Consider the following 22,244-nt stretch of genomic DNA (forward strand, 5'->3'; position numbering starts at 1 on the left):
GCGCGACGACGTCGGGCACCCGGGCCTGTGTGGATGGTGCGGGGCGCGGCCCCGCGGTGCGGCACGCCTCAGCGCGCCGCGGGGATCACTTGGTGACGGCCTTCTTCAGGAGGCTGCCTGCGCTGATCTTGACACCGAAGCCTGCGGGGATCTGGATCTCCTCGCCGGTGCGGGGGTTGCGGCCCGTGCGAGCGGCACGCTCGACGCGCTCGACCGAGAGCAGACCGGTGACCTTGACGGCCTCGCCGTTGGCGAGCGACTCGACGAGGACTTCCTGGAACGCGTTGAGGGCGTTCTCAGCGTCGGCCTTCTTGAGGCCGGACTTCTCGGCGATGGCCGAGACGAGCTCAGACTTGTTGAGCGACATGCGGATCCCTTCATCGGTTCACGCCTCGCGGTGGGCACCGCGCGACGTTGAGGTCTCAGTTTGCCAGCCGTGAGGCGGGACTTCGTGGACAACACTAAGGAATCTACGGGGGTTTGCGCGCGTTTCCGCGCCGACAGCGTTTCTCTGAGCGCGGAATCTTGCCTGTTTTGCCCCAGATGTGACCCACTGAACGCCCCCGACGCCTCCACGACGGCCCCTGCGCACAAGATCCGCACACGAGCGCGGCGTCCGACGAGGCCCTCCGCACCCTCGATCAGCACCGCCCGGCAGCCCCCGGCACGCCGAGAGCCGCCCACCCCGCAGGGTGAGCGGCTCTCCCGACCACGGTCACGACGCCCTGCCGAGGACGCCGGCCGTGCCGGACGACGACTCAGCGACCGTCGCTCTTCGCGGCGCCTCCCGTGGCGCCCTTGCCGTAGCGCTGACGGAACTTCTCGACCCGCCCTGCGGTGTCCACGACGCGCGCGGTGCCCGTGTAGAACGGGTGGCTCGCGCTCGAGATGTCGACGTCGACGACCGGGTAGGTGTTGCCGTCCGTCCACACGATCGTCTTGTCCGGGCGGCCCGGACCCGATGCGCTGGTCCCCGCGAGCGTCGACCGCGTCAGGAACGCGAAGTCGGCCGAGATGTCGCGGAACACGACCGGTCCGTACTCGGGGTGGATGTCCTTCTTCATGGGTGCTCCTCTACGACTCTCGACTGCTGGGCTCTCGACGGGCGTCGACTACCAGCTGGACTTGGTGACACCCGGCAGCTCTCCGCGGTGCGCCATGTCGCGCAGCCTGATGCGGGAGAGGCCGAAGCGTCGGTTGTACGCGCGCGGACGACCGTCGACCACGTCGCGGTTGCGCAGGCGGGTCGCGCTCGCGTCGCGCGGCTGCTTGCGCAGCTCGGTCGCGGCGGCCTCCTTCTCCGCCTCCGAGGCGCTGGGCGACGCGACGACCTTCTTGAGCTCGGCGCGCCGCTCGGCGTACCGGGCGACGATCACCTCGCGCTGCTCGTTGCGCGCGATCTTGGACTTCTTGGCCATGCGGCTCCCCTTACCGTTCCTCGCGGAACGCGACGTGTGCCCGGGCGACCGGGTCGTACTTGAGCAGGGTCAGCCGGTCCGGGTCGTTCCGGCGGTTCTTGCGGGTCACGTACGTGTACCCGGTCCCTGCGGTCGAGCGCAGCCTGACCACGGGTCGCAGCTCGGTGCGTGCAGCCATCAGACCTTCTCCCCTCGAGCGATGATGCGTGCGACGACCGCGTCGATCCCTCGACGGTCGATCGTCCTGATCCCCTGGGCGCTCACTCTCAGCCTGACATGCCGGCCCAGTGACGGCACCCAGTAGCGCTTGTGCTGGATGTTGGGGTCGAAGCGTCGCCTGGTCCGCAGTGCGAGATCGAGCGGCCGAACCCCGGCGAGGTGCCGAGCACCTGGCAGACGGCGGACATGAGCTTCCCTTCGGTGGGTCGTGGGACCCGAGAATACTTAATGAGAACCATTCTCGTCAAGAGGTATGCTCTCGACTGATGAGAACCGTTCTCTGTAGAGGTGGAGCGTCCAGATGCCCGCAGATATTCCCGGTGCCCCCGGCACGGCAGCGAGCCGCAGCGCGGCCTCACCGGGCCGCGTCCCGCTCAGCGTGCTCGCCACGATCGACCCGGTGCTGCGCGACACCACGGTCTTCGGGCTCGTGACCGACACCCCGCGGTCGGTCGTCCTGCGCCACGACATCCGGGCCGAGGACGGGACCCTGCGCCGCCTCGTCGTGGACGCGACCGGGGTCGTCGAGGACACGCTCGTCGACCTCGAGCACGCGTGCCTGTCGTGCGCGGTCCGCGAGGACGCGATCCCCACGCTGCGCGACCTCGCGCGCGACGGGCGCTGGGACCAGGTGCTCCTCGCCCTGCCCGTCTCGGCCGAGCCGCTGCCGGTCGCACGCGCCCTGGGCGGCGCGACCACGCCCGGCGGCGCGCTCGACGGGCTGCGGCTCGCCACGGTCCTCACTGTGGTCGACCTCGCCGCGGTCGAGACCGACCTCCTCGACGACGACCTGCTCGAGGAGCGCGGCCTCGCCCTCGCTGCCGCCGACCACCGGTCGGTCGGCGAGGTGCTCGCGGCCCAGGTCGAGTACGCCGACCTCGTGGTCACGACGGGCGTGCCCGCCGCGAGCAGCTCCGGCACGCCCACCCGACGCCCCCTGCCCGACGGCGCCTCCCACCCGGGAGCACCCGCGGCGGTCCGCGCGGCGCAGGACAGGCGACGCGCGGGCTCACGCACCGGGTCCGGGCTCGTCGACAGGCTCCGGGCAGACGACTCGACCCGGCTCGACGGCCTCGACGGGCTGCGCTTCGCAGACCTGTCCTCCGCGACGCACGACGCGGCCCACGCCGAGCGGCGCGCGCACCCGCTCGGGGTACGCGCCGTCGTCGGGCAGGACGAGGAGACGGGGACCTGGACGCTCGACCTGGCCTCCGACCTGCCGTTCGACCCCGAGCGGCTCCTGCACCAGGTCCGGCGCCTCGGGACCGGGCGGCTGCGCAGCCGCGGCGTGTTCTGGGTGCCCAACCGGCCCGACTCGATGTGCGCCTGGGACGGCGCGGGCGGCCAGCTGAGCATCGGCGAGATCGGGACGTGGGAGGACCTCGCGCCCCGGACCCGGCTCGTCCTCACGGGCGCGTCCGACTCGGCCGACGACCGCGACGAGCTGCTCGCGGCGTTCGCCGAGATCCTCGCGACGCGCGACGAGGTCGCCGACGGCGGGCTGCGCTGGCTCGGTCGCGAGGACGTGCTCGCACCCTGGCTCGGCGCGCGCACCAACGCGGTCTGACGACGAGGAAGGCCCCGGGAGCCGTCATGGGTCCCGGGGCCTTGCTCGTGGTGCTCGACGCGCGGCTCACGCCGTGCGCCGACCGTCCGCCGGGAGCACCCCCGGCGGACGCCTCGCGGGCTAGCCGCAGCTCGTGGCCGCGTACTCGCTCTCGATCGTGGTCGTGACCTCCTTGCCGTCGACCGTGGCGGTCGCGGTCACGGTCGCCGTGCCCGCCTCGATCGCGTCCTTGCGGGTCGCGAACGTCTGGCTGGCGCTCTTGCCCGGCTGGACCTGCTGGAAGGTCTTGGTGCCGAACGGCGTGGTGATCTTCACGTCGACCGGGAAGTCCTCCTCGTTGACCGCGCGGACCGCGAGCTGGACGCGCGAGGCCGTGCACTGGGCCTTGGCCGTCGTGGTGACCTCGAGCTCGGGCTCGGGCTCGACCGGGTCGGCGCAGGACACCTTGGCGGAGCCCCAGTCGGCGTGGTCGTTGCCGTTGCCGTCGCCACCGTCGGCCACGATCAGGTCGAGGTAGCGGACGCCGGTGACCGGGACGTTCAGGTCGACGGTCTTGCCGCCGCCCTTGAGCACCTCGGTCTGGGCGAGCTGGGTGCCGTCACCCACGACCTTGAACTGCACCGTGCCCTTGGTGCCCTGGACGTCGTCGACGCCCACCGTCGCCGTGAACGCGTCGCACTGCGCCGCGAGGAAGACCCGCACGGACGAGCTCGCGTGCGTGCCGAGGCCCTTCTCGTGGACGACGCCGCGCAGCGTGAGGGGCTTGCCGTCCTTCTCGCCCTGCTCGCCGTTGGACAGGTCGCGCTCGACCGGTCCCCACCCGTTGGTCGTCGACACGAACGGCAGGTCGCTGACCCAGTTCTCGCCACCGTTCGGCGGCACGACGACCCACACCGACTGGCCGGCCTCGACCGACCGCTTGCCGACGGGCGCAGCCGTGGTCGTGTACGTTCCGCCCGAGGTGAGCGTGTAGGCGTCGGCGGTGATCCTGCCGTGCGGGGTGACCTTCCACGTCGTGGTCAGGACACCGCCGGCCGGGAGCGTCGCCGCGGTCGAGGCGTTGGTCGCCTCGACCTCCCAGCCCTCGGGCACGTCGAGCGTCACGGCGACGTCGGCGACGGCCACGGGCTCGTGGACCGTGAGGCGCGTCGTGACGGTGCTCGCGACGTCGGGCTCGAACGCGACCGGTCCCGGGGACACGGTCAGCGACGCGCAGGCCGGGGTGGCCTCGGCCGGGCCCAGGTCCACGACGCGGAAGTCGTCGAGGATCAGGTCGGACTGGTTGCCGCCCGCCGTGAGCTTGCGCAGCCCCACCCAGGTGTCACCGCAGCCGCTCGCCACGACGTCCTCGGAGAACGTCGCGGTCGTGCGCTGCTGACCCAGCGGGGTCGCGTGGGTCTCGACCGACGCCAGGGCGCCGCTCGCGACCGAGTCGTAGCCCGTGACCCACTGGTACTCGCCGCCGTTGCCCGACTGGTAGTCGAAGGTCACGCGGTACTGGCGCCCGGCCTCGAGCTTCACGGTGCTGGGCACCGTGCGGTAGACGAGGCCCTTGTTCTCCTCGTGCGCCTTGAGCGACCAGGCTCCGGACAGCGCGTCGTCGACGAGCTTGCCGTTCCAGCCGGCCTGCGTGTACGGGGCGTTGCGCTTGGCGATGTGCGTGCGCGGGTCGGTCACGCCGCCCGCGTCGCCCTTGACGAACGGTCCCCAGCCCTGGGGCACGTTCTCGAAGTCCTCGAACGCGACGACCGTGCCGGTCTCGCCCTCGACGGCCGGGGCCACCGAGCGCGTGGCGCTCACGACGCGCAGGTCGTCGACCCGCACGACGGCGTCGCCCGCCGAGGCGGCGACCGTCAGCGTCGGGCGGGCAGGGCCCGTGACGTCGACGAGCACCTGCACGCGCTGGTAGTAGCGGTTGTTCTTCTCGTCGGCCGCGACCAGGTTCTTCGCGGTCGAGCGCTCGACGACGGTGCTCGCGGTCTGCGCGACTCCCTCGCCCGAGACGGACAGGGTGGTCGAGCGGGACTTCCCGGGCTGGACCTCGACCCACGCGCTCACGGCGTAGGTCCCGGTCGAGAGCTCACCGAGCTGCTGGCTCAGCGACGAGGCGCCCGCTCCGAGCGTCGCGACGCGCTGCCCGTTGGACAGCGTCTCGATCCCCGTGGTGCCGGTCGTCTCGTACGCGTCGAGCGTCGCGGCGTTGAAGCCGTGGTCGACGATGCCGCTCGCGGTGCCCCACGCGACGTCGTCGGCCGAGGGGGTCGTGACTCCCTGCGGGTACAGCACGTAGGGCTGGCCCGCGGTCGCCTCGACCGTGACCTTGCCGCCCGTGACCGGGACGTCCGCGACCTTCTCGCGGCCCGTCGTCGTGAGCTTGTACACGGTCAGGCTCGTGGCCCCGGAGAACTCGTCCGTGAGCGTCCACGTGGTCGAGCCGCCGGCCGGGTTGTAGTGGTAGAGCTTGCTGCCCTCGGCGGCCTCGCCCTCGAGCCCGGGGGCGTCGGACGCGTTCCACGGCAGGAGGTAGGTGCCGCCCTGGGCGACGACGGCGTCCCCGACGAGGATCTGCCGGTCGGCCGCGGTCGTGCCGCGCGCCGAGACGTCACCCGTGAAGTCGATCCGGTCGGTGCCCCAGCGCACGATCTCCTGGTGCTGGAGGAACTTGGTCGGGACGTTGGTCGTCCAGATGTTCTTGTAGAACGCGTTCCAGTCGGTCTGCCCGGTCCAGCCCTCGAACTCGACGAGCCGCGCGTTGCCGAGCAGCGGGTGCGGGTTCCAGGTGTCCTTCTCGGCGTTGTCGATGAAGCGCACGATCTGGGAGTTCAGGCCCTTGTTCGCGGCGCCGCCGTAGTTCTCGTCCGCGGACCAGTGGCTCCACAGCGAGCTGGCCTCGAACTTGTCCGACCACTCGGTCGCGATCTGGAGGTCGTTCGCGCGGGCCGCGTCCGCGAGGGCGCGCGCCTGCCAGCCGAAGTTGTAGTAGACGTCGACGTAGAGGAGGTCGAGGTTGCCCTGGGTCTCGTCGGCGAGCTGGCCGATGCGTGCGGCCAGGTCACCGCTGTTCACGTCCCGGCGCTGGTCGATGTAGTACGACTGGCCGAGCCAGTTCCAGCCCTTGGCCGAGGGGTCGACGAGCTCGTCCGAGAAGGCGTTCGCCTCGGCGTAGGCCTCGGTCGCGTTGATGTGGACACCGAAGTCCGCGTTCCAGTCGCCACCCTGCTCGAGCAGCGTGTTCATGTCCTCGAGGCCGCCCGCGCGCTCGTTGTAGTTGCCGCCGTAGTCGGGGTGCGCGGAGTCGTGCCCCTCGGAGCCGTAGCCCTTGAGGAGGGCCATCTGGCCCAGCCCGTCGGTCGCGAGCGAGATGCGCTTGACGTCGTCGAGCGTGCGCAGGAACGGGTGCGTGGCCTGCGAGGCGAAGTTGAACGGGATGTGGGTCACGACGCGGTCGGCGACCTGGTCCGCGCCCAGCGCCTTGGGGGCGGTGGCGCGGAAGGCGATCGCGCCGTCCTGCCAGTCGACCTTGTCGTCTGCGTTGGCGTCGGCCGTCACGACGACGGTCGCGTACGGCAGCTCCTCGGTGACCGACGAGCCCTGGGCCCGGTAGGTCCACGCGCCGCTCCAGACGCCCACGCGCACGCCGCCGTCGGCCGCGCGCGCCTGGCGCTGCAGACGGTTGCCGTCCGCGGCGGCCTTGCCGTTGGCCTCGTCGTAGACGCTGTTGGTCACGATCGTGGCCGACAGCGCGCTCGTGCTCACGATCGCGTACGCGGACCCGACCGGGTTCGCGTTGACGGGGGTCTGCCCCGTGACGGACGTGAACGTGTCGCCGACCTTGCCGCGGTCGGGGCTGATGACGGCCGAGGCGACCACGGCCGACGGGTCGGCCGACGAGACCGAGAGCAGGTCGTGCCCCGGGACCTCGATGGTCCCGACGCGGAACGCCGCGGTGTCGGTCACGCCCGTGACGCGGAACGTCACGGCGCTGCCCTCGACCTCGAGGCGCGTGTCGATGCTGACGCCCGCGAGGTCGGGGAGCGTCAGGCGGTAGTCGCGGCTGGTCTCACCGGGCTCGCCCGCCTCGACCACGACCGCGCGGTCGGTGCCGTTGAGGCGCACCTTCGTGACGGTCGCGGTGCTGCCCGCGAGCGAGGCGCCCGACGCGCGGTCGGTGTAGCTCAGGACGCGTGGGAAGTCCGCGGCGACCTGGACGTCGAGCTGCGCCGAGCGCAGCGTGGCCGCGCCCTCGACGCTCGCCGCCGCGACCTGCTCGGCCGTCAGGCCGAGGGCCGAGAGCGACGTCGCGCTGCTCGCCGGGGTGTGGCTCGCCGCGGCCGCGGCGGGCAGCGCCGCGAACGGCACCACCACCGCGGTCGCGAGGGCCACGAGGCTGCGGGCTCGGCGCGAGGCGCCGCCCGGCTGGGAACCGGCCCGAGGGCCAGGGGAATGTCGAACCATGTGCTGATCTCCTTCGATAGCAGTTCATCGGCCGTCCCCCGACCGACGGGCGTCACAGCTCTTCGACGTACTCCTCGGGCTCACCCAGGACGGCCGAGGCCGTCAGCTCGAGGTCGTGACCGACCGCGTGCAGCTCGAGGACCGTGACGGTGTTGCTCCCCGCGCGCAGCAGCGGCGCGGGGACGTAGAGGGTGTGCTGGGGGCCGCGCTCCCAGTAGCGGCCGAGCAGCACGTCGTTGACCCAGACGAAGCCCTTGGTCCACCCGGGCAGGGTCAGGAAGGTGTCGGCGGGCTCGTCGAGGTCGAGGGCCGTCCGTGCCAGGACACCCTGCGGCCCGACGGCGTCGCGGGGCCCGCTCGGGGTGGCCTCGGCGTCGGGCTCGCCCGCTCTCCACAGCTCGTCCACGGGCAGCAGGTCGAGAGGCAGCGACCGCGACGTCCAGCCGTGCACGATCCGGCGCTCGACCAGGACGTCGCCCAGGATCCCCTTGTGCTCGCCGAGCCGGGGCCCGTAGTTGATGCGCCCGAGGTTCTCCACGAGGATCTCGACCCGCACGGGCATGCCGTGCCCGTGGACCGTGAGGCCCAGGTGCGAGGTCTCGCGCTCGAGGACGCCGACCTCGCGGCCGTCGACGTAGACCGTCGCCCGGTCGTGCAGGCCGAGGACCGAGAGGGTGCTGTCCCCGGGCGGGAGGACCGGGGTGGCCGTGTGGAGCACGAGCCCGGCGTTCTGGCCGAGCTGCTCGAACGTCAGCGGCGACGGAGCGACCGTCGCGGCGCCCGATGCGCGCAGCGCGGGCAGGAGCGGGCGCGTGGTCACGGGCGGCAGGGTGCGCGCTTCGAGCTTGGGCGACGGCGCGATCCACCGGTCGTCCTGGGCGTCCTCGGGGATCCGGGTCCCGTGCGACGCGTGCTCGGACAGCACCTTGCGCAGCGCGAAGAACTTGGGGGTCACGCTGCCGTCCTCGGCCACCGCGGCGTCGGAGTCGTAGCTCGTGACCGTGGGCTGCAGGCGGGTCCCGTCGTGGTTGGCGCCCGCGGTGAGCCCGAAGTTCGTCCCGCCGTGCGCCATGTAGAGGCTCACCGAGCCGCCGAGGTCGAGGAGCTCGCGCACGTCGGCCGCGGCGCTGTCCGCGCCGCGCACGTGGTGCGGGTCGCCCCAGTGGTCGAACCAGCCGTTCCAGAACTCGGCACAGACGAACGGCTGCTCGCCGCGACGCGCGGTGAGCTTGTCGAGCGCCTGCCCGGGGCGGCTGCCGAACGTGGCCGCCGCCAGCACGCCGGGAAGCGTCCCGCCGTCGAGCATGAGGTCCGTGGGGCCGTCGGCCGTGAAGAGGAGCTCGTCGATGCCGCGCTCCACGAGCGCGTCGTGGACCCACGCCATGTAGGCGTGGTCGTCGCCGAAGCTGCCGTACTCGTTCTCGACCTGGACGGCCACGACCGGGCCGCCGCGGTTCGCCTGGAGCGCAGCGAGACGGGGAAGCAGCTCGTCGAACCAGGCCGCGACAGCGTCGAGGTAGGTCTCGTCGCTGCACCGCAGCCGGATCCCGGGGGTTGCGGTGAGCCATGCGGGCAGGCCGCCGTTGTCCCACTCGGCGCAGATGTACGGCCCGGGGCGCACCACGACGTCGAGGCCCAGGTCACCCGCGAGGCGCACGAACCGCTCGACGTCGCGCCACCCCGTGAAGTCGAACGTGCCGCGCGCGGCCTCGTGCCAGTTCCACGGAACGTAGGTGTCGACCGTGTTGAGGCCCATGGCGCGCAGGCGCAGGAGGCGGTCCTCCCACAGGTCCGGGTGGACCCGGAAGTAGTGGACCGAGCCCGAGAGCATCCGGTGCGGCACACCGTCCCGCACGAGGGTCGCGCCGTCGGCGCGCAGGGTCGACCGGATCGCGCCGGCGGCGCGCTGGGCCCGGCCGCGGGCGGGGCCCGAGGCCCGGTCGGCTGGGTGGTGCTGGCTCACTTGATAGCCCCCGCTGCAAGTCCGGAGCGCCAGAAGCGCTGGAGGGAGAGGAACGCGACGATGAGCGGGACGACCGCCACGAACGCGCCGATGATGACCATGTGCCGCTCGATCTGGCCGGCCTGGACCAGGGCGTTCCAGCTCACCAGCCCGACCGTGACGGGTCGCAGGTTCTCGGAGATGAGGACCTGCGAGGGGAGCAGGAAGTTGTTCCAGATCTCGACGAACTGGAAGAGGAAGATCGTGACGAGCGCGGGGGCCATCATCTTGAGGCTGACCCCGAAGAAGATGCGGCCCTCGTTCGCGCCGTCGAGACGCGCGGCCTCGATGACCTCGTCCGGAACCGAGCTCGCGGCGAAGATACGGCCCAGGTAGACACCGAACGGGCTCACGATGCTCGGCAGGAGCACCGCGAAGTAGGTGTTGACGATGCCCGTCGCGGAGAACATGAGGAACAGCGGGAGCGTGAACAGCACCTTGGGGATGAGGACAGCGCCGAGGACCACGCCGAACAGCAGGCCCTTGCCGCGGAACTCGTACTTGGCCAGGGCGTAGCCGGTCGCGACCGCGATGAGCGTCCCGAGCCCCGCGCCGACGATCGAGTAGAGCGCCGAGTTCGCCATCCAGACGGCGAAGATCCCGTCCTTGTAGGCGAACAGGTCGCCGATGTTGCCGAACAGGTCGAAGTTCGAGAACCACAACGGGCTGCCCGAGAACGTGAACCCGGCGTCCTTGGTCGCCGCGACGAACAGCCACCACAGGGGGAACAGGAAGTACACGGCGGTCAGCGCCAGCACCGCGGTGACCGCGATGCGGCTCGTGGCCGTGGTCTCGATCGAGTCCTTGCGCAGGCCGTCCGGGGTCCCCTTCGGGGCGGAGCGCTTGCGGCGCAGGCGGTTGCCCGCGGTCTTCTCGGCCACGACGGGCACGCTGCTCGTGGTCACGAGGACCTCCTGGACGTCAGACGGAAGAAGAGGACGGACAGCACGGCCACGCCGACGGCGAGGAGCACCGACTGGGCTGCGGCGTACGGGTAGTTGGCCGACTGGAGCGACGCCTGCGCGGCCATGATCGGCGTGTAGCTCGCGTCGATCGCCCCGGTGCTCTGCTTGAGCACGAACGGCTCGTTGTAGAGCTGCGCCGAGCCGATGATCGAGAAGATCGTGGTGAGCAGGATCGCGGGCCGCACGAGCGGGATCTTGATGCTCCACGCGGTGCGCCACGGCGAGGCCCCGTCGAGCTTGGCGGCCTCGAGCACCTCGCCCGGGACCCCCTGGAGCGCGGCGTAGATGATGATCATGTTGTAGCCCGTCCAGCCCCACGTCACGACGTTGGCGACGGCCCACAGCGCGAGGTCCTGGCTGAGGAAGTTGATGCTGATGCCGAACACCTCGAGCACCTGGTTGACCGGGCCGTTGGTGGGCGAGTACAGGAACGACCACATGAGCGCCGAGACGACGGTCGGCACCGCGTAGGGCGCGAAGCTCGAGAGCCGGAAGAAGCCCTTGGCCCGGGCCGAGGCCGAGTCGATCAGGAGCGCGATCCCGAGCGCGAGGACCAGCATGACGGGCACCTGCACCACGCCGAACAGCAGCACGCGGCCGATCGAGCTGATGAACTTCTCGTCACCCAGCGCGTACGCGTAGTTGAACAGGGGGTCGAAGATCTCCTGCGTGCCGCCCAGACCGAGCGCGTCGCGCTGGATCCGGAACAGGCTCTTGTAGAGCGCGAAGAGGATCGGTGCGACGTACATCCCGACGAACAGCACCACGAACGGTCCGACGAACCAGATCGCGTACCGGCTGGTCCGGCTGCGCGGGCGCCTGGGCGGCGTGGCCGCCGTGCGCTTGGTCTCCACCGGCGGCGGTGCCGCCGACGTCAGGCTCGTGGTCATGGTGGGTTCCTCAGGGGGATGCGTCGTGGTGCCCGACGACGTCACGCGCCCAGGTGCACCGGTGCTCGGAGGTGCGTGGCGTCGTCGGGCCTTCTGCTGCTGTGTTGCTGTGCTGCTGTGCTGCTCAGGTGCTGCTGTCGCGCTGCCCGGTGCGACCCGGCCGTCGTGGCCGGGCCGCACCGTGCGTGCGGGTCGTGCGGGGCCGTCAGGTCACTCGTTGACGGCGATGCCCTGCTGCTTGAGCTCGGACTCGGTCGCCTCGCGGGCTCCCGTGAGCGCGGTCGCGACGGTCGCGCCGCCCTCCTTGGCGTAGGCCTGCTTCATGCCCGTGGCGAGCGTGCCGACCAGGGTCGAGACGCCGGGGCCCCAGGCCCAGTCCTCGTTGACCTGCCCCGAGGCGGTCTTGAAGACGTCGGCGACGACCTGGCCGCCGAAGTAGTCGTCACCCGAGGTGAGGAGGTCGGACTCGAGGCCCGCGAGCGAGGCCGGGTAGACGCCGCCGCCCTCGATGAGGGCGTCGACCGAGCCCGGGTCCGTGCTGAGCCAGTTGGCCACGGTCCAGGCGGCCTCGGGGTCGTCGCAGCCCTTGAGGACCGCGGAGAGGCTGCCGCCCACGTTGCCGGTCTTGGCGTCCCCTGCCTCCCACTGCGGGAGCTCGGCCACGGCCCAGTCGCCGGCCGAGGCCGCCGCGGAGTCCTTGAGGATGCCGGAGAACCAGGCCGCGCCCACGATCGTGGCGATCGAGCCGTCACCGAGGCCCGCGGACCACTCGTCGCTCCAGATGCCCGCACCGATCAGGTCGGCGTCGATCAGGCCCTGCCAGTAGTCGGCCACGTCGAGGTTCTCGGGCGAGTCGGGCGTGATGGACCAGGCGCCGTCCTTGATCTCGTACCAGGGGGCGCCTGCCTGCCACGCGAAGCCCGAGTAGTCGTAGTCCTCGTAGGTGCCCGTGAGCTTGACCCCCGCGGCCTTGAGCTGCTCGCCCGCAGCCTGGTACTCGTCCCACGTGGTCGGCACGGCCACGCCGTTCGCCTCGAAGACGGTCTTGTTGTAGAAGAGCACCATGGGGCCCTGGTCCTGCGGGGCTCCGTAGACCTTGTCGCCCACCGTGACACCGGCCCAGCCCGCGGGGGCGTAGAGGCCCTTGTCGGCCGAGGCGAACTCGGTCACGTCCACGACGTTGCCCTCGGCGACGAAGCTGGGGAGGGTCTCGTAGCCCACCTGGGCGAGGCACGGGGCGTTGCCCGCGGTGATCGAGTTGCGGACCTTGTCGTAGCCGCCCTTGTTGCCCGGCTCGATCTGCGTGTACTTGATCTGGATGTCGTCGTGCGAGGCGTTGAACGCCTTGGCGGCCTCGTCGTACCCGGCGGCCCAGGTCCAGACCTCGACCTCCTTGACCTTGCCGTCGCCCTCGGCCGAGCCGCTGCCGGACGTCGAGTCGGACGAGCAGGCGGTCAGGCCGCCCACGGTGAGGGTGAGGATCGACGCGACCCCGGCTGCCTTGATGATCGATGACTTCATGACTCTCCTTCTGACCACACTGTGCTGAGGATGGAGCGGCGACGGCGCCGCGGTCTGCGTGGGGCACACTCTGACACAGGGTTGATATGGATCACAACCCTTGCAACATGTGGATGCTCGGTCTGCATGAATCCGTCACTTTTCCCTGCATGTTCTGACTGTTATGGTCAACATAGGTAACAGTTGGATGACGGCGACGTGGGCCAGGGAGGCCCGCGGTGTTGACGTCCACTACGCTGCGGTGCACACCCGTGGCCGCGCACACCGAGGTGCCCGACGCTCCGCGACCGGCCCTCACGCCCGAAGGAGAGCACGTGGAACCACCGTCACGGTCCGAGCGGTCCGAGCCGGCACAGAGCACCACCACGGTCGCTCCCCCGCGAGGCCGCGGCCCCGCCATGGCCGACGTCGCCCGCGTCGCCGGCGTGTCCGCGCAGACCGTCTCGCGCGTCCTGTCGGGGCACCCCAACGTCAACGAGACCACCCGCAACCGGGTGCGCGCCGCCGTCGAGCAGACCGGCTACCGCCGCAACAGCCTCGCCCGCGCGCTCGTGACCGGGCGCAGCAAGACCATCGGCGTCATCACGCACGAGACCGACTTCTACTCGGGCAGCGCCATGATGCTCGGCATGCAGCGCGCGGCCCGCGACGGCGGCTACTTCGTCAGCACCGCGAGCACCGCCTCGCTCTCGCCCGCGTCGATCGCGCAGGCCGTCGAGCGCCTCCTCGACCAGGGCGTCGACGGCCTGGTCATCGCCGTGCCCGTGCGCGACGACGAGTCGCTCGGCGACCTCATCCACGGGACCCCGACGGTCGTCGTGGACGGCATGCAGTCGTCGGCGACCGAGGTCGTCGCGGTCGACCAGGTCGCGGCCGGCCGCGCCGCGACCGAGCACCTCCTCGAGCTGGGCCACGAGACCGTGTGGCACCTCGCGGGCCCCGCGTCCTGGAACGACGCCAACGGACGTACGGCCGGGTGGCGGGCCGCGCTCGAGGACGGCCGCTGCACCGAGCCGCCGGTCCTCTACGGGGACTGGAGCCCCGAGTCGGGTTACCGCAACGGCCTGGTCCTGGGCCGCCTGCCCGAGGTCACCGCGGTGTTCGTCGCGAGCGACGAGATGGCGTTCGGGCTGATCCGCGGCCTGACCGAGATGGGCCGACGGGTGCCCGAGGACGTGTCGGTCGTGGGCATGGACGACATCGCGCTCGCGGCGTACTGCGCTCCCCCGCTCACCACGGTCCGCCAGCCGTTCCACCTGACCGGTCGCCTCGCGGTCGAGCACGTCATCGCGCTCATCGCGGACCCGACGACCGTGCACGAGCCCGAGGTCGTGCTGCCCGAGCTCGCGGTGCGCCTCAGCACGGCGCCGCCGCGCTGAGCGTCGCGGGCGCAAGCCCGCGGAGCCTCTCAGGCGATCCCGACCCACTCGGGCCGCAGCAGGAGAACGGCACCGGCACCCGCGAGGAACAGCGTCAGCGCCGGCCAGCGGAGCGGGCCACGCACGACGCGGTCCGTGTCACCGAGCGGCCGCGGTGCGCGACCCCACCGCCCGAACCCCCGGGCGCGGCGCAGGTCCGCGCTGTTGAGCAGGGCGCGCATCGGGCTGCCTCCTGTCCCCACGAGGAGGGACACGTTGAGCCAGGCCGCGACCAGGAGCATCCCCTGCCACGTCCCCGTCCTGCTCCAGGACCTGGCGCACCCTACGGCGGCCAGGACCGCGAGAGAGGCGACGAGCAACAGGATCGTGCCCGCGTCGCTGCGCCCGGCACGCACGACGCACGCACCGGCGACCGCGAGGAGAGACGCCACGTAGACGCCGACCGCGACGGCAGCGAGCTCTGTCACCGACGGTCTCCCCCGCTCTCGGCCGGGTGCGTCCCGACCGTCGCCAGGGAGCGTATCGGGCACCTCGACGTTCACGGCGCGGAACTGCCCCGGACGCGCCGGAGGCGGCCCGTCGCGTGAGCGCCCCCCTGCAGCGCTCACACCACGGGCCGCCTCCGACCCTCGCGCTCGTCACGACCCCCATCGACGACCGAGCACTCACAACACTCAGAGGAGGGGTCTCCTCGTTTGATGCAGAACGCCGACGTGACCCGCATCACATTCTGACATCGGGTGCCACGGGTCGCAGCAGGACGGCCCGAGCCGAGCGCCCACGAGGCGCCCCGCACGGGCCGTCCGGCCACGCTCAGCCCAGCAGCGGCTGCCCCAGGAACTCGCCCTCGGCGCAGCCCGGCGGGACCGCGAAGACCGCCGAACCGACCGGCGTCGTCCACTCGTTGAGCAGGTCCACCTCGTCGAGACGCCGCTGGACCGGCACGAACTGCCGGTCGACGTCGGCCTGGAACGTCACGAACACCAGGCCCGAGCTGCTGAGCGCGCCCGGGTCCGTCGCGACGTCGGGCGCGTCGTCGTAGCTGTACGCGCGCCGCAGGAACCGCTCGGCCGGGTCGCTCGTCCGGGCCCGCCGCACGTGCGCGGCGGGCCCGATCACGGTCAGGCCGTGCGGCCCGACCGCCTCGAGGTCGGGCTCGTCGTGCTCCCTCGCGCCCGTGAGCGGTGCTCCGTCGGCGAGACGACGCCCCATGACGGCCTCGCGCGTGGAGCGGTCGACCTCGTCCCACGTGTCGAGCTCCATGCGGATGCGCCGCACGACCATCGACGTGCCGCCCGCGAGCCACCCGTCCGTGCCGTCCGACCACACGAGCGGGGCGTCCGTGACGAGGTCCACGTTCCGCGTCCCGTCGATCTGCCCCATGAGGTTGCGCATGGTCCGCCCCGCGGGCTCGCTGCCGACGGACCGTCGGAAGCCCTTCTGCAGCCACCGCACGGACGCGAGGTCGCGCGCCTCGCGGAGCAGCATCCGGACCGCGTGCGAGACCGTGACCTCGTCGTCGGCGCAGACCTGGAGCACCAGGTCGCCGCCGTTCCAGCGGTCCTCGAGCCGGTCCACGGCGAACGCCGGGAGCGGCCTCAACCAGTCCGGGCGACGGTCGTCGAGCCCCGCAGCCGTGAAGACCGCAGGGCCGTAGCCCACCGTGACCGTGAGGCGCGCGGGTACCTCCGCGAGCTCGGGCTCGGTGTCGGTCAGGCCCGGACGCCCCTGGGTGAGGCGCACGACGTCGTCGGTCCAGATCCGCATGAGCCGTACCAGCGCGTCCCGGTCGGTGCCGGGGGCGAGGTTCAGCGCCACGAGCGTCAGGTACGCCTGGGGAGGCGTCTCGACACCCGCCTGACGCGGACCGTGGAAAGGCACGCGCAGGTCGCCGTGCAGCGCGGCAGGGGTCACGGTGCCCGACGACGCCGCTCCCGTCGCGGGAGCCGTGGCCCTCCCGGCCCACGCACCTCCCGCACCGGCGACCGCGACCGCACCTGCGGCCGCCCCGCCGACCAGGAACGCGCGACGCGAGACCCTGGCCCGGGAGGTGGAGGGCGCGGGCGGCGTCGGTTCGTGGTCGGAGTGTTTGCCAGGGCCCGGGCGGGGCTCCCGGTCAGCCATCGTGGCTCATGTCGTGACCCTCGTGACCCTCGTCGTAGTCCTCCTTGGCCCCCGCGAAGGTGCGGGCCGGGGCCGTGACGACGAGCGTCGAGCCGTCGCTCAGCTCGAGCGTGACCTCGTACTCGGCCCCGGGCTCGACGGGCGACGAGAGCTCCATGAGCATGAGGTGGTCGCCGCCGGGCTCGAGCGCGTGCTCGCCGCCCGCGGGGATCGTCAGCCCGCCCTCCTTCTCGCGCATGACCATGGCACCCGAGTCGTCGGTCGCCATCTCGTGGATCTGGACAGGAGACAGGTCGGAGGTCGCGCCGACGACCGTGACGTCCTGGTCGCCGTCGTTGTGCAGGACGGCGAAGGCCGCGGTCATGCCGGACTCGGCCGCCTTGATCCAAGGGTCGGTCGCGGTCAGGTGGTCGGCTGCCGTGCCCTCCGACGCGCTGCCGGACGCGGTGCTCGGGGTGGCCGCGCCCGACGAGGTGTCGGCCGAGGCCGAGCACCCCGCGACCGCGAGCAGCGCGAGCGTCGTGACGGCCGCGCCGAGCAGGGCCGTGCGCCGGGGGCGGACCGAGGCGCGGGACGTGGGAGTGGTGGTGCGTGCAGACATGGTGGTTCCTTCGAGGAGGCCCGGCGTCGTGGCGCGCGAGGGCGTCCCGCGGCGCGGGGCGTGCGCGGTCCGGGGCAGGACGGGACGCACGACCAGCGGGGTCGCGGGAGCGCCCGGGCGACGAGTCGCCGGGAAGTGGGTGGGGGTCCGTCAGTCCTGCTGGCGGCGGCGCACGATGAGCACCGCGACGACCACGGCCGCCGCGGCGAGCACGCCGATCCCGACGAGCAGCGGCGCGATCGAGCGGCCGTCGTCGTCGGTCTCGTCGGTCTCCTCGGGCACTGCCGAGGTGGTCGCCTCGGTCGTCGTGTCCTCGGTGGCCGACGGCGACACGGCCGCGGGCTCCTCGCTCGCCGTGGTCGGGGCGGGCTCGGGAGCCGCCGCGACCGCGAACGAGAACGTGCCCTCGATGGGGTGACCGTCCGAGGAGACGACGCGCCACGCGACCGTGTACGTGTCACCGGTCAGCTCGGCGGGCCACGGGAACGTCGCGGAGGTGCCCTCGATCGTGGGGCTGCCCTGCGCGACGACCGTCCCCGCGGTGTCGGTCACGACGACCTGGGGCTCGACCGCGAGCGGCTCGGTGCTGAACGTCATGGTCAGCGCCGCGGGGGCCGTGGCGAGCTGGGCGCCGTCGGCCGGGTCGGAGCTGATGATGCGGTCGTGCGCCTGGGCCGGGACGGCACCGGCGACGCCGAGCAGCAGCGTCGCCGCGAGCGTCGCGACGGCGGCAAGGACGGCGACCAGGAGCCGGGCCGGGCCGGCGAGAGGCGCGGGGCGCACGACGGCGGCCGCACGCGCACGGCGATCGGTGGGGGCGGTGGACGGGTGGGACCGGTTGGTCTGCAAAGACATGGGGAAGAAGCTCTCGATGAGGCGCGGCACGAGCTCGCGCAAGGGGTACCCAGGGGGCGGCCGGCCTCGTCGATCGTCCGCGCGCGAGCGCGGACAGGGGTCAGGAAGGAAGGGCGACGGGCCGGGCGAGCAGCGGCGGTCCGCGCGTCGTCGGGGTCCGCAGGTGGACCGTCGCGGCGCGGGACGGCGCAGCGACCGGGGTCGGGAGCCGGAGCGCGACGGGCAGCGGGGGCAGCAGGTCCGCGAGCGCCGTCCGCGGCGCGAGCCACGTCAGCAGCAGGCCGAGCGCTCGCTCGCCGTGCGCGACGACCAGCGCCACGACCAGGGTCGCGAGCACGTGCGCCAGGACCATCCACGCTCCCGCGGGGGTCTCGTGCGGGAGGTGCGCGACGCCGTCGGGCAGGAGGGGTGTGCCCGCGGCGCACGCCGACACCTGAGCCGCTGCCCCGTGCCCCGCGTGCCCGGCGTGCCCCGCGGCGGGACCTGCCACCGGGGCGCACGTGGCGCCCGCGCCGAAACCGAGGCCGTAGTGCAGCGCGACCTGGCCCGTGCCGAGGACCGCGACGAGCCGCGGGAACGTCAGGCGGAAGCGGGCCGCGAACGTCGCGCCGGCCATCGTGAACGCGGCCAGGGCCGCGAGGACCAGCGGGTCCGGGAGCGTGCCGCCGCCGACGCGGTGCGCGAGCGCCCCGAGGGCCAGCACCAGGGTCGCGACGAGACCGGCGCGCGCGACGCGCAACGGACCGGCGACCTGGGTGAGCACGGAGACCACCCTAGCGGGACATGACGCGGCGTCGGATCCGGCCTCCGGACCCCGGCGGACGGTCCCGCGAACGCGCTCGTACGACCGCCCCGGCCACGAGTCCCCAGAAGGCCGTCCAGCACACGCCGACGACGAGGACGGTGCGCGCCTCGTCGACGGCGTTCCCCCTCAGGGCCTGCTCGAGGTCCCCCACCTCCATCGCGACCGGCCGCTCGCCCGGCGCCACGACGACGTCGAAGGTCCCGTCGTACGAGCTCGCCGGTGGCGCGTCGTGCCAGCCGCGCCCGAGGCCCGTGGTGTCGACGTCGACGGACCGCAGCCGGGTGACGACCCCCGCCCCCTCGCCCGGGATCTCGACCACGGCCTCGGCGCGGTCGAGCATCGTCGTGCCCCTGCCGCCCGGTTCGACGCGTATGCGCGCGTCGTGCGCCGTCGCGGAGGACCCGGTGGCCGAGAGCTCACGGGCCAGCCCCAGGTCACGCACGGTCGAGCTCAGCTCCACTCCCCCGACCACGCCGACGAGCACCCCGATCCCCAGTGCCGTCCGCAGCCAGGTGTCCAGCCAGCGGGCGCGGCGTCGTCGACGCCGCTCGGCGGGTGACGCACGGTGCGCGGCGCGGCTCATGTGGCCCCCTGATGATCGTCGTGCCCGGTCGGGGAGAGGATAGAGCGCATGACCACACGCAACAGCATCGCCATCACGAACGGCTACGTCGTCCCCGTCGCCTCCGCACCCCTGGAGAACGCGACCGTCCTCGTCGAGGACGGCGTCATCACGGCCGTGGGCCAGGACGTCGTCGTGCCCGACGGCGTCCGCACGATCGACGCCGGGGGACGCTGGGTCCTGCCCGGCTTCGTCGAGTCGCACGGCCACATGGGCGTCATGGAGGAGGCCGAGGGCTGGGCCGGCAACGACACCAACGAGATGACCGACCCCAACGGCGCCGCGCTGCGCGCCCTGGACGCCATCAACATCGAGGACGAGGGCTTCCGTGACGCGCTCGTGGGCGGCGTGACGTCGGCCGTCATCAAGCCCGGCTCGGGCAACCCGATCGGCGGCCAGACCGTCGCGATCAAGACCTGGGGCGGGCGGACCGTCGACGAGCAGATCATCCGCGAGGCCGTGTCGGTGAAGTCGGCGCTGGGCGAGAATCCCAAGCGCGTCTACGGCGACCAGAAGAAGCTCCCCTCGACGCGTCTCGGCGTGGCGAACGTCATCCGCAAGGCGTTCGTCGACGCCCAGAACTACGTCGCCAAGCGCGACGCGGCGCAGGCCAAGGGCGAGCCGTTCGAGCGCGACCTCGCCAAGGAGACGCTGGGCCGCGTGCTCGCGGGCGAGCTCTACTGGGACCAGCACACGCACCGTGCCGACGACATCGCGACCGCGCTGCGCCTCGCGGACGAGTTCGGCTACAAGCTCGTCATCAACCACGGGACCGACGGCGCCGCGGTCGCCGACGTCCTCGCCGAGCACGACGTCCCGGTCATCTTCGGCCCGCTGTTCACGTCGCGCTCCAAGATCGAGCTGCGCAACCGCAACATCGCGAGCCTCGGGGCGCTCGCCCGCGCCGGCGTGCGCGTCGCGATCACGACCGACCACCCCGTGGTGCCCATCAACTTCCTGGTGCACCAGGCGTCGCTCGCCGTGAAGGAGGGGCTCGACCCCGAGGTCGCGATCCAGGCGCTCACGACCAACCCTGCCGCGTTCCTGGGGCTCGACGACCGCATCGGCTCGCTGCGCCCCGGGCTCGACGGCGACGTCGTGATCTGGTCCGGCGACCCGCTCGACGTGACGTCGCGCGCCGAGAACGTGTTCGTGACCGGCACCGAGGTCTACACGTGGGACCGTGCGGCGGCCGGTGGGCGCGGAGCGGGCCGGGTCGTGGAGCGCGGGGAGCGCTTCGCGGACTGACCCGTGGGGTGGGCCGGCCGCTCCCGGCCCGTCCGTCGGTGACGAGGTAGGACGTGCTGCGCGAGGTAGAACGCGCTGAGCACTACATCGCGCAGCGCGTTCTACCTCGCGTCCCGCGGGGGCCGCCCCTCGCCGGTCGCGCGCACCTCAGTGGTGGAACCCCTTGCTCACGGCCTCGACCGGCATGGGCGACTCGAGGGCGTCGAGGAACGCGATCTCGGTGCGGATGTCACCGAGCAGGCTGCCCGCCAGGTCGCGGCTCAGTCCGTTGCGCACCACGATGCGCTGGACCGTCAGGTCCTCGAGGTCCACGGGCATGGGGTAGGACGGCAGGAGCCACCCCTTCGTCCGCAGCCGCTCGGACAGGTGGTAGAGCGTCCACTTGTCGGTGTAGCCCTTCTTGAGGCTCCACGCGAAGACCGGGATGTCGCTCCCGTCGTTCCACAGGTCGAACTGCGGCATCTTCGCGATCTCGCCCGACAGGTAGAGCGCGACGTCCTGCGACGCCTTCTGCACCTTGTAGTAGCCGTCGTAGCCGAGCCGCAGGAACAGGTAGTACTGGAGCAGCACCTGCGAGCCCGGCCGGGAGAAGTTGAGCGCGAACGTCGGCATGTCCCCGCCCAGGTAGCTCACCGAGAAGACGAGGTCCTCGGGCAGCGCGGCCTTGTCCCGCCAGACGACCCACCCGAGCCCGGGGTACACGAGCCCGTACTTGTGCGCCGAGGTGTTGATCGACGCCACGCGGTCGACCCGGAAGTCCCACACGAGGTCCGGCTGGAGGAACGGCGCGATCATGGCCCCCGAGGCGCCGTCGACGTGGATCGGGACGTCCAGTCCCGTCGCGGCCTGGATCTCGTCGAGGGCGGCCGAGATCTTCTCGACCGGCTCGTAGGCGCCGGTGTAGGTGACCCCGAGGATCGCGACGACGCCGATCGTGTTCTCGTCCACGTACTTCTCGAGCTCGAACCCGTCGAGCACCTTGTGCTCGAGCGAGATGGGGACGTAGCGGGCCTCGACGTCCCAGTAGTTGCAGAACTTCTCCCAGCAGACCTGGACCGCGCTCGACAGCACGAGGTTGGGCTTCTCGGTCGACTTCCCCGCGGCGCGGCGCGCGTGCTGCCAGCGCCGCTTGAGCGCGAGCCCGCCCAGCATGGCGGCCTCGGAGGACCCGATGGTCGAGGTCCCGATCGTGCTCGCCGGGTCCGGCGCGTTCCACAGGTCGCCGAGGATCTTCCAGCACCGGGTCTCGATCGCGGCCGTGGCCGGGTACTCGTCCTTGTCGATCATGTTCTTGTCGGCGGTCTCGGCGTTGAGCCTCTGCGCGTAGGGATCCATCCACGTGCCGACGAACGTCGCGAGGTTGAGGCGGGCGTTGCCGTCGAGCATCGCCTCGTCGTGGACGATCTGGTAGGCCGTCTCGGGGAACGACTCCCCCGGCGGCAGGACGTTGCGGGGGAGCTCGGTCGCCTCCCCCGGCCGGGAGAACAACGGGTTCATGGCGACGACGTCGCGCTCCTCGGACTCTGCACCACGGTTCGATCCGGACATGTTCGTCCCCTTGGCAGGAGGGAGG

The 22,244-nt window shown here is 72.2% G+C and carries 19 protein-coding genes and 1 pseudogene; 3 read left to right on the forward strand and 17 right to left on the reverse strand.

Translation table 11 applies throughout. The annotated features are described in order from the left end of the window. Nucleotides 1-85: 85 nt before the first annotated feature. The 5 genes and pseudogenes from H9641_RS15735 to rpmB all read right to left on the reverse strand — a co-directional run bounded on the left by H9641_RS15735 (nucleotide 86) and on the right by rpmB (nucleotide 1,825). Nucleotides 86-367 (reverse strand): HU family DNA-binding protein, encoded by a 282-nt coding sequence (locus H9641_RS15735; RefSeq protein ID WP_191805381.1) that lies wholly within the window; start codon nucleotides 365-367, stop codon nucleotides 86-88. A 391-nt stretch (nucleotides 368-758) separates the two neighbouring features. Beyond that, entirely contained in the window at nucleotides 759-1,064 is a 306-nt protein-coding gene (locus H9641_RS15740; RefSeq protein WP_191805382.1) for a type B 50S ribosomal protein L31, read from the reverse strand. 48 nt (nucleotides 1,065-1,112) lie between these two features. Next, nucleotides 1,113-1,418, reverse strand: coding sequence for a 30S ribosomal protein S14 (gene rpsN, locus H9641_RS15745; protein ID WP_191805383.1), 306 nt, complete (start codon nucleotides 1,416-1,418; stop codon nucleotides 1,113-1,115). 10 nt (nucleotides 1,419-1,428) lie between these two features. Continuing rightward, complete coding sequence (gene rpmG / locus H9641_RS15750; RefSeq protein WP_056761099.1) at nucleotides 1,429-1,596, reverse strand: 50S ribosomal protein L33; 168 nt, start codon at nucleotides 1,594-1,596, stop codon at nucleotides 1,429-1,431. Then, a pseudogene (gene rpmB, locus H9641_RS15755) lies at nucleotides 1,596-1,825 on the reverse strand (50S ribosomal protein L28). Before rpmB ends, rpmG begins: the two are co-directional and overlap by 1 nt. Nucleotides 1,826-1,938: 113 nt before the next feature. Between rpmB and H9641_RS15760 the strand changes: the two are divergent. Next, nucleotides 1,939-3,204 carry a CobW family GTP-binding protein gene (locus H9641_RS15760; RefSeq protein ID WP_191805384.1) on the forward strand — a complete coding sequence of 422 codons (1,266 nt, stop codon included), beginning with the start codon at nucleotides 1,939-1,941 and terminating at the stop codon, nucleotides 3,202-3,204. 120 nt (nucleotides 3,205-3,324) lie between these two features. Here the strand turns inward: H9641_RS15760 and H9641_RS15765 are convergent, their stop codons facing one another. The 5 genes from H9641_RS15765 to H9641_RS15785 form a co-directional block, all read right to left on the reverse strand. Continuing rightward, nucleotides 3,325-7,659 (reverse strand): endo-alpha-N-acetylgalactosaminidase family protein, encoded by a 4,335-nt coding sequence (locus tag H9641_RS15765; RefSeq protein WP_191805385.1) that lies wholly within the window; start codon nucleotides 7,657-7,659, stop codon nucleotides 3,325-3,327. 52 nt (nucleotides 7,660-7,711) lie between these two features. Then, nucleotides 7,712-9,622: a glycoside hydrolase family 35 protein gene (locus tag H9641_RS15770; protein ID WP_318244633.1), complete on the reverse strand. Its 1,911-nt coding sequence runs from the start codon at nucleotides 9,620-9,622 to the stop codon at nucleotides 7,712-7,714. Continuing rightward, the gene (locus H9641_RS15775; protein ID WP_318244634.1) at nucleotides 9,619-10,566 is read right to left on the reverse strand and encodes a carbohydrate ABC transporter permease; all 948 of its coding nucleotides are present in this window, start codon (nucleotides 10,564-10,566) and stop codon (nucleotides 9,619-9,621) included. Before H9641_RS15775 ends, H9641_RS15770 begins: the two co-directional genes overlap by 4 nt. Continuing rightward, complete coding sequence (locus tag H9641_RS15780; RefSeq protein ID WP_191805386.1) at nucleotides 10,563-11,516, reverse strand: carbohydrate ABC transporter permease; 954 nt, start codon at nucleotides 11,514-11,516, stop codon at nucleotides 10,563-10,565. Before H9641_RS15780 ends, H9641_RS15775 begins: the two co-directional genes overlap by 4 nt. 210 nt (nucleotides 11,517-11,726) lie before the next feature. Next, nucleotides 11,727-13,037: an ABC transporter substrate-binding protein gene (locus tag H9641_RS15785; protein ID WP_191805387.1), complete on the reverse strand. Its 1,311-nt coding sequence runs from the start codon at nucleotides 13,035-13,037 to the stop codon at nucleotides 11,727-11,729. 314 nt (nucleotides 13,038-13,351) lie between these two features. Here H9641_RS15785 and H9641_RS15790 point away from each other — a divergent pair, with 314 nt between their 5' ends. After that, nucleotides 13,352-14,416 carry a LacI family DNA-binding transcriptional regulator gene (locus H9641_RS15790; RefSeq protein WP_318244635.1) on the forward strand — a complete coding sequence of 355 codons (1,065 nt, stop codon included), beginning with the start codon at nucleotides 13,352-13,354 and terminating at the stop codon, nucleotides 14,414-14,416. Nucleotides 14,417-14,445: 29 nt separating this feature from the next. Here H9641_RS15790 and H9641_RS15795 read toward each other — a convergent pair whose 3' ends face one another. From H9641_RS15795 to H9641_RS15820, 6 genes are all read right to left on the reverse strand, one after another. Then, complete coding sequence (locus tag H9641_RS15795) at nucleotides 14,446-14,883, reverse strand: hypothetical protein (RefSeq protein WP_191805388.1); 438 nt, start codon at nucleotides 14,881-14,883, stop codon at nucleotides 14,446-14,448. A 346-nt stretch (nucleotides 14,884-15,229) separates the two neighbouring features. Then, nucleotides 15,230-16,540 (reverse strand): Dyp-type peroxidase, encoded by a 1,311-nt coding sequence (locus H9641_RS15800; protein ID WP_191805389.1) that lies wholly within the window; start codon nucleotides 16,538-16,540, stop codon nucleotides 15,230-15,232. Beyond that, nucleotides 16,533-17,141, reverse strand: coding sequence for a copper chaperone PCu(A)C (locus H9641_RS15805; protein ID WP_191805390.1), 609 nt, complete (start codon nucleotides 17,139-17,141; stop codon nucleotides 16,533-16,535). Before H9641_RS15805 ends, H9641_RS15800 begins: the two co-directional genes overlap by 8 nt. A 150-nt stretch (nucleotides 17,142-17,291) precedes the next feature. Further along, complete coding sequence (locus H9641_RS15810) at nucleotides 17,292-17,996, reverse strand: copper resistance CopC family protein (protein ID WP_191805391.1); 705 nt, start codon at nucleotides 17,994-17,996, stop codon at nucleotides 17,292-17,294. A gap of 100 nt (nucleotides 17,997-18,096) precedes the next feature. Further along, on the reverse strand, nucleotides 18,097-18,759 hold the full coding sequence (locus tag H9641_RS15815; protein ID WP_191805392.1) for a hypothetical protein: 663 nt from the start codon (nucleotides 18,757-18,759) through the stop codon (nucleotides 18,097-18,099). A 10-nt stretch (nucleotides 18,760-18,769) separates the two neighbouring features. Beyond that, nucleotides 18,770-19,384: a hypothetical protein gene (locus H9641_RS15820; RefSeq protein WP_191805393.1), complete on the reverse strand. Its 615-nt coding sequence runs from the start codon at nucleotides 19,382-19,384 to the stop codon at nucleotides 18,770-18,772. A 48-nt stretch (nucleotides 19,385-19,432) separates the two neighbouring features. Between H9641_RS15820 and H9641_RS15825 the strand changes: the two genes are divergently transcribed. Further along, on the forward strand, nucleotides 19,433-20,671 hold the full coding sequence (locus H9641_RS15825) for an amidohydrolase (protein ID WP_191805394.1): 1,239 nt from the start codon (nucleotides 19,433-19,435) through the stop codon (nucleotides 20,669-20,671). Nucleotides 20,672-20,818: 147 nt separating this feature from the next. On the opposite strand, the gene H9641_RS15830 is transcribed toward H9641_RS15825, so the two are convergent. Next, entirely contained in the window at nucleotides 20,819-22,219 is a 1,401-nt protein-coding gene (locus H9641_RS15830) for a glutamate decarboxylase (protein WP_191805395.1), read from the reverse strand. Between the last annotated feature and the right edge of the window lie 25 nt (nucleotides 22,220-22,244).

It is taken from the genome of Oerskovia merdavium (assembly GCF_014836755.1).
Classification (GTDB): domain Bacteria; phylum Actinomycetota; class Actinomycetes; order Actinomycetales; family Cellulomonadaceae; genus Oerskovia; species Oerskovia merdavium.

Bases quoted from the DNA above. Each gene is read 5' to 3' on its own strand.
- H9641_RS15735 (WP_191805381.1), bottom strand. From the start codon at position 367: ATGTCGCTCAACAAGTCTGAGCTCGTCTCGGCCATCGCCGAGAAGTCC.
- H9641_RS15740 (WP_191805382.1), bottom strand. From the start codon at position 1,064: ATGAAGAAGGACATCCACCCCGAGTACGGACCGGTCGTGTTCCGCGAC.
- rpsN (WP_191805383.1), bottom strand. From the start codon at position 1,418: ATGGCCAAGAAGTCCAAGATCGCGCGCAACGAGCAGCGCGAGGTGATC.
- rpmG (WP_056761099.1), bottom strand. From the start codon at position 1,596: ATGGCTGCACGCACCGAGCTGCGACCCGTGGTCAGGCTGCGCTCGACC.
- H9641_RS15760 (WP_191805384.1), top strand. From the start codon at position 1,939: ATGCCCGCAGATATTCCCGGTGCCCCCGGCACGGCAGCGAGCCGCAGC.
- H9641_RS15765 (WP_191805385.1), bottom strand. From the start codon at position 7,659: ATGGTTCGACATTCCCCTGGCCCTCGGGCCGGTTCCCAGCCGGGCGGC.
- H9641_RS15780 (WP_191805386.1), bottom strand. From the start codon at position 11,516: ATGACCACGAGCCTGACGTCGGCGGCACCGCCGCCGGTGGAGACCAAG.
- H9641_RS15785 (WP_191805387.1), bottom strand. From the start codon at position 13,037: ATGAAGTCATCGATCATCAAGGCAGCCGGGGTCGCGTCGATCCTCACC.
- H9641_RS15800 (WP_191805389.1), bottom strand. From the start codon at position 16,540: ATGGCTGACCGGGAGCCCCGCCCGGGCCCTGGCAAACACTCCGACCAC.
- H9641_RS15805 (WP_191805390.1), bottom strand. From the start codon at position 17,141: ATGTCTGCACGCACCACCACTCCCACGTCCCGCGCCTCGGTCCGCCCC.
- H9641_RS15810 (WP_191805391.1), bottom strand. From the start codon at position 17,996: ATGTCTTTGCAGACCAACCGGTCCCACCCGTCCACCGCCCCCACCGAT.
- H9641_RS15820 (WP_191805393.1), bottom strand. From the start codon at position 19,384: ATGAGCCGCGCCGCGCACCGTGCGTCACCCGCCGAGCGGCGTCGACGA.
- H9641_RS15825 (WP_191805394.1), top strand. From the start codon at position 19,433: ATGACCACACGCAACAGCATCGCCATCACGAACGGCTACGTCGTCCCC.
- H9641_RS15830 (WP_191805395.1), bottom strand. From the start codon at position 22,219: ATGTCCGGATCGAACCGTGGTGCAGAGTCCGAGGAGCGCGACGTCGTC.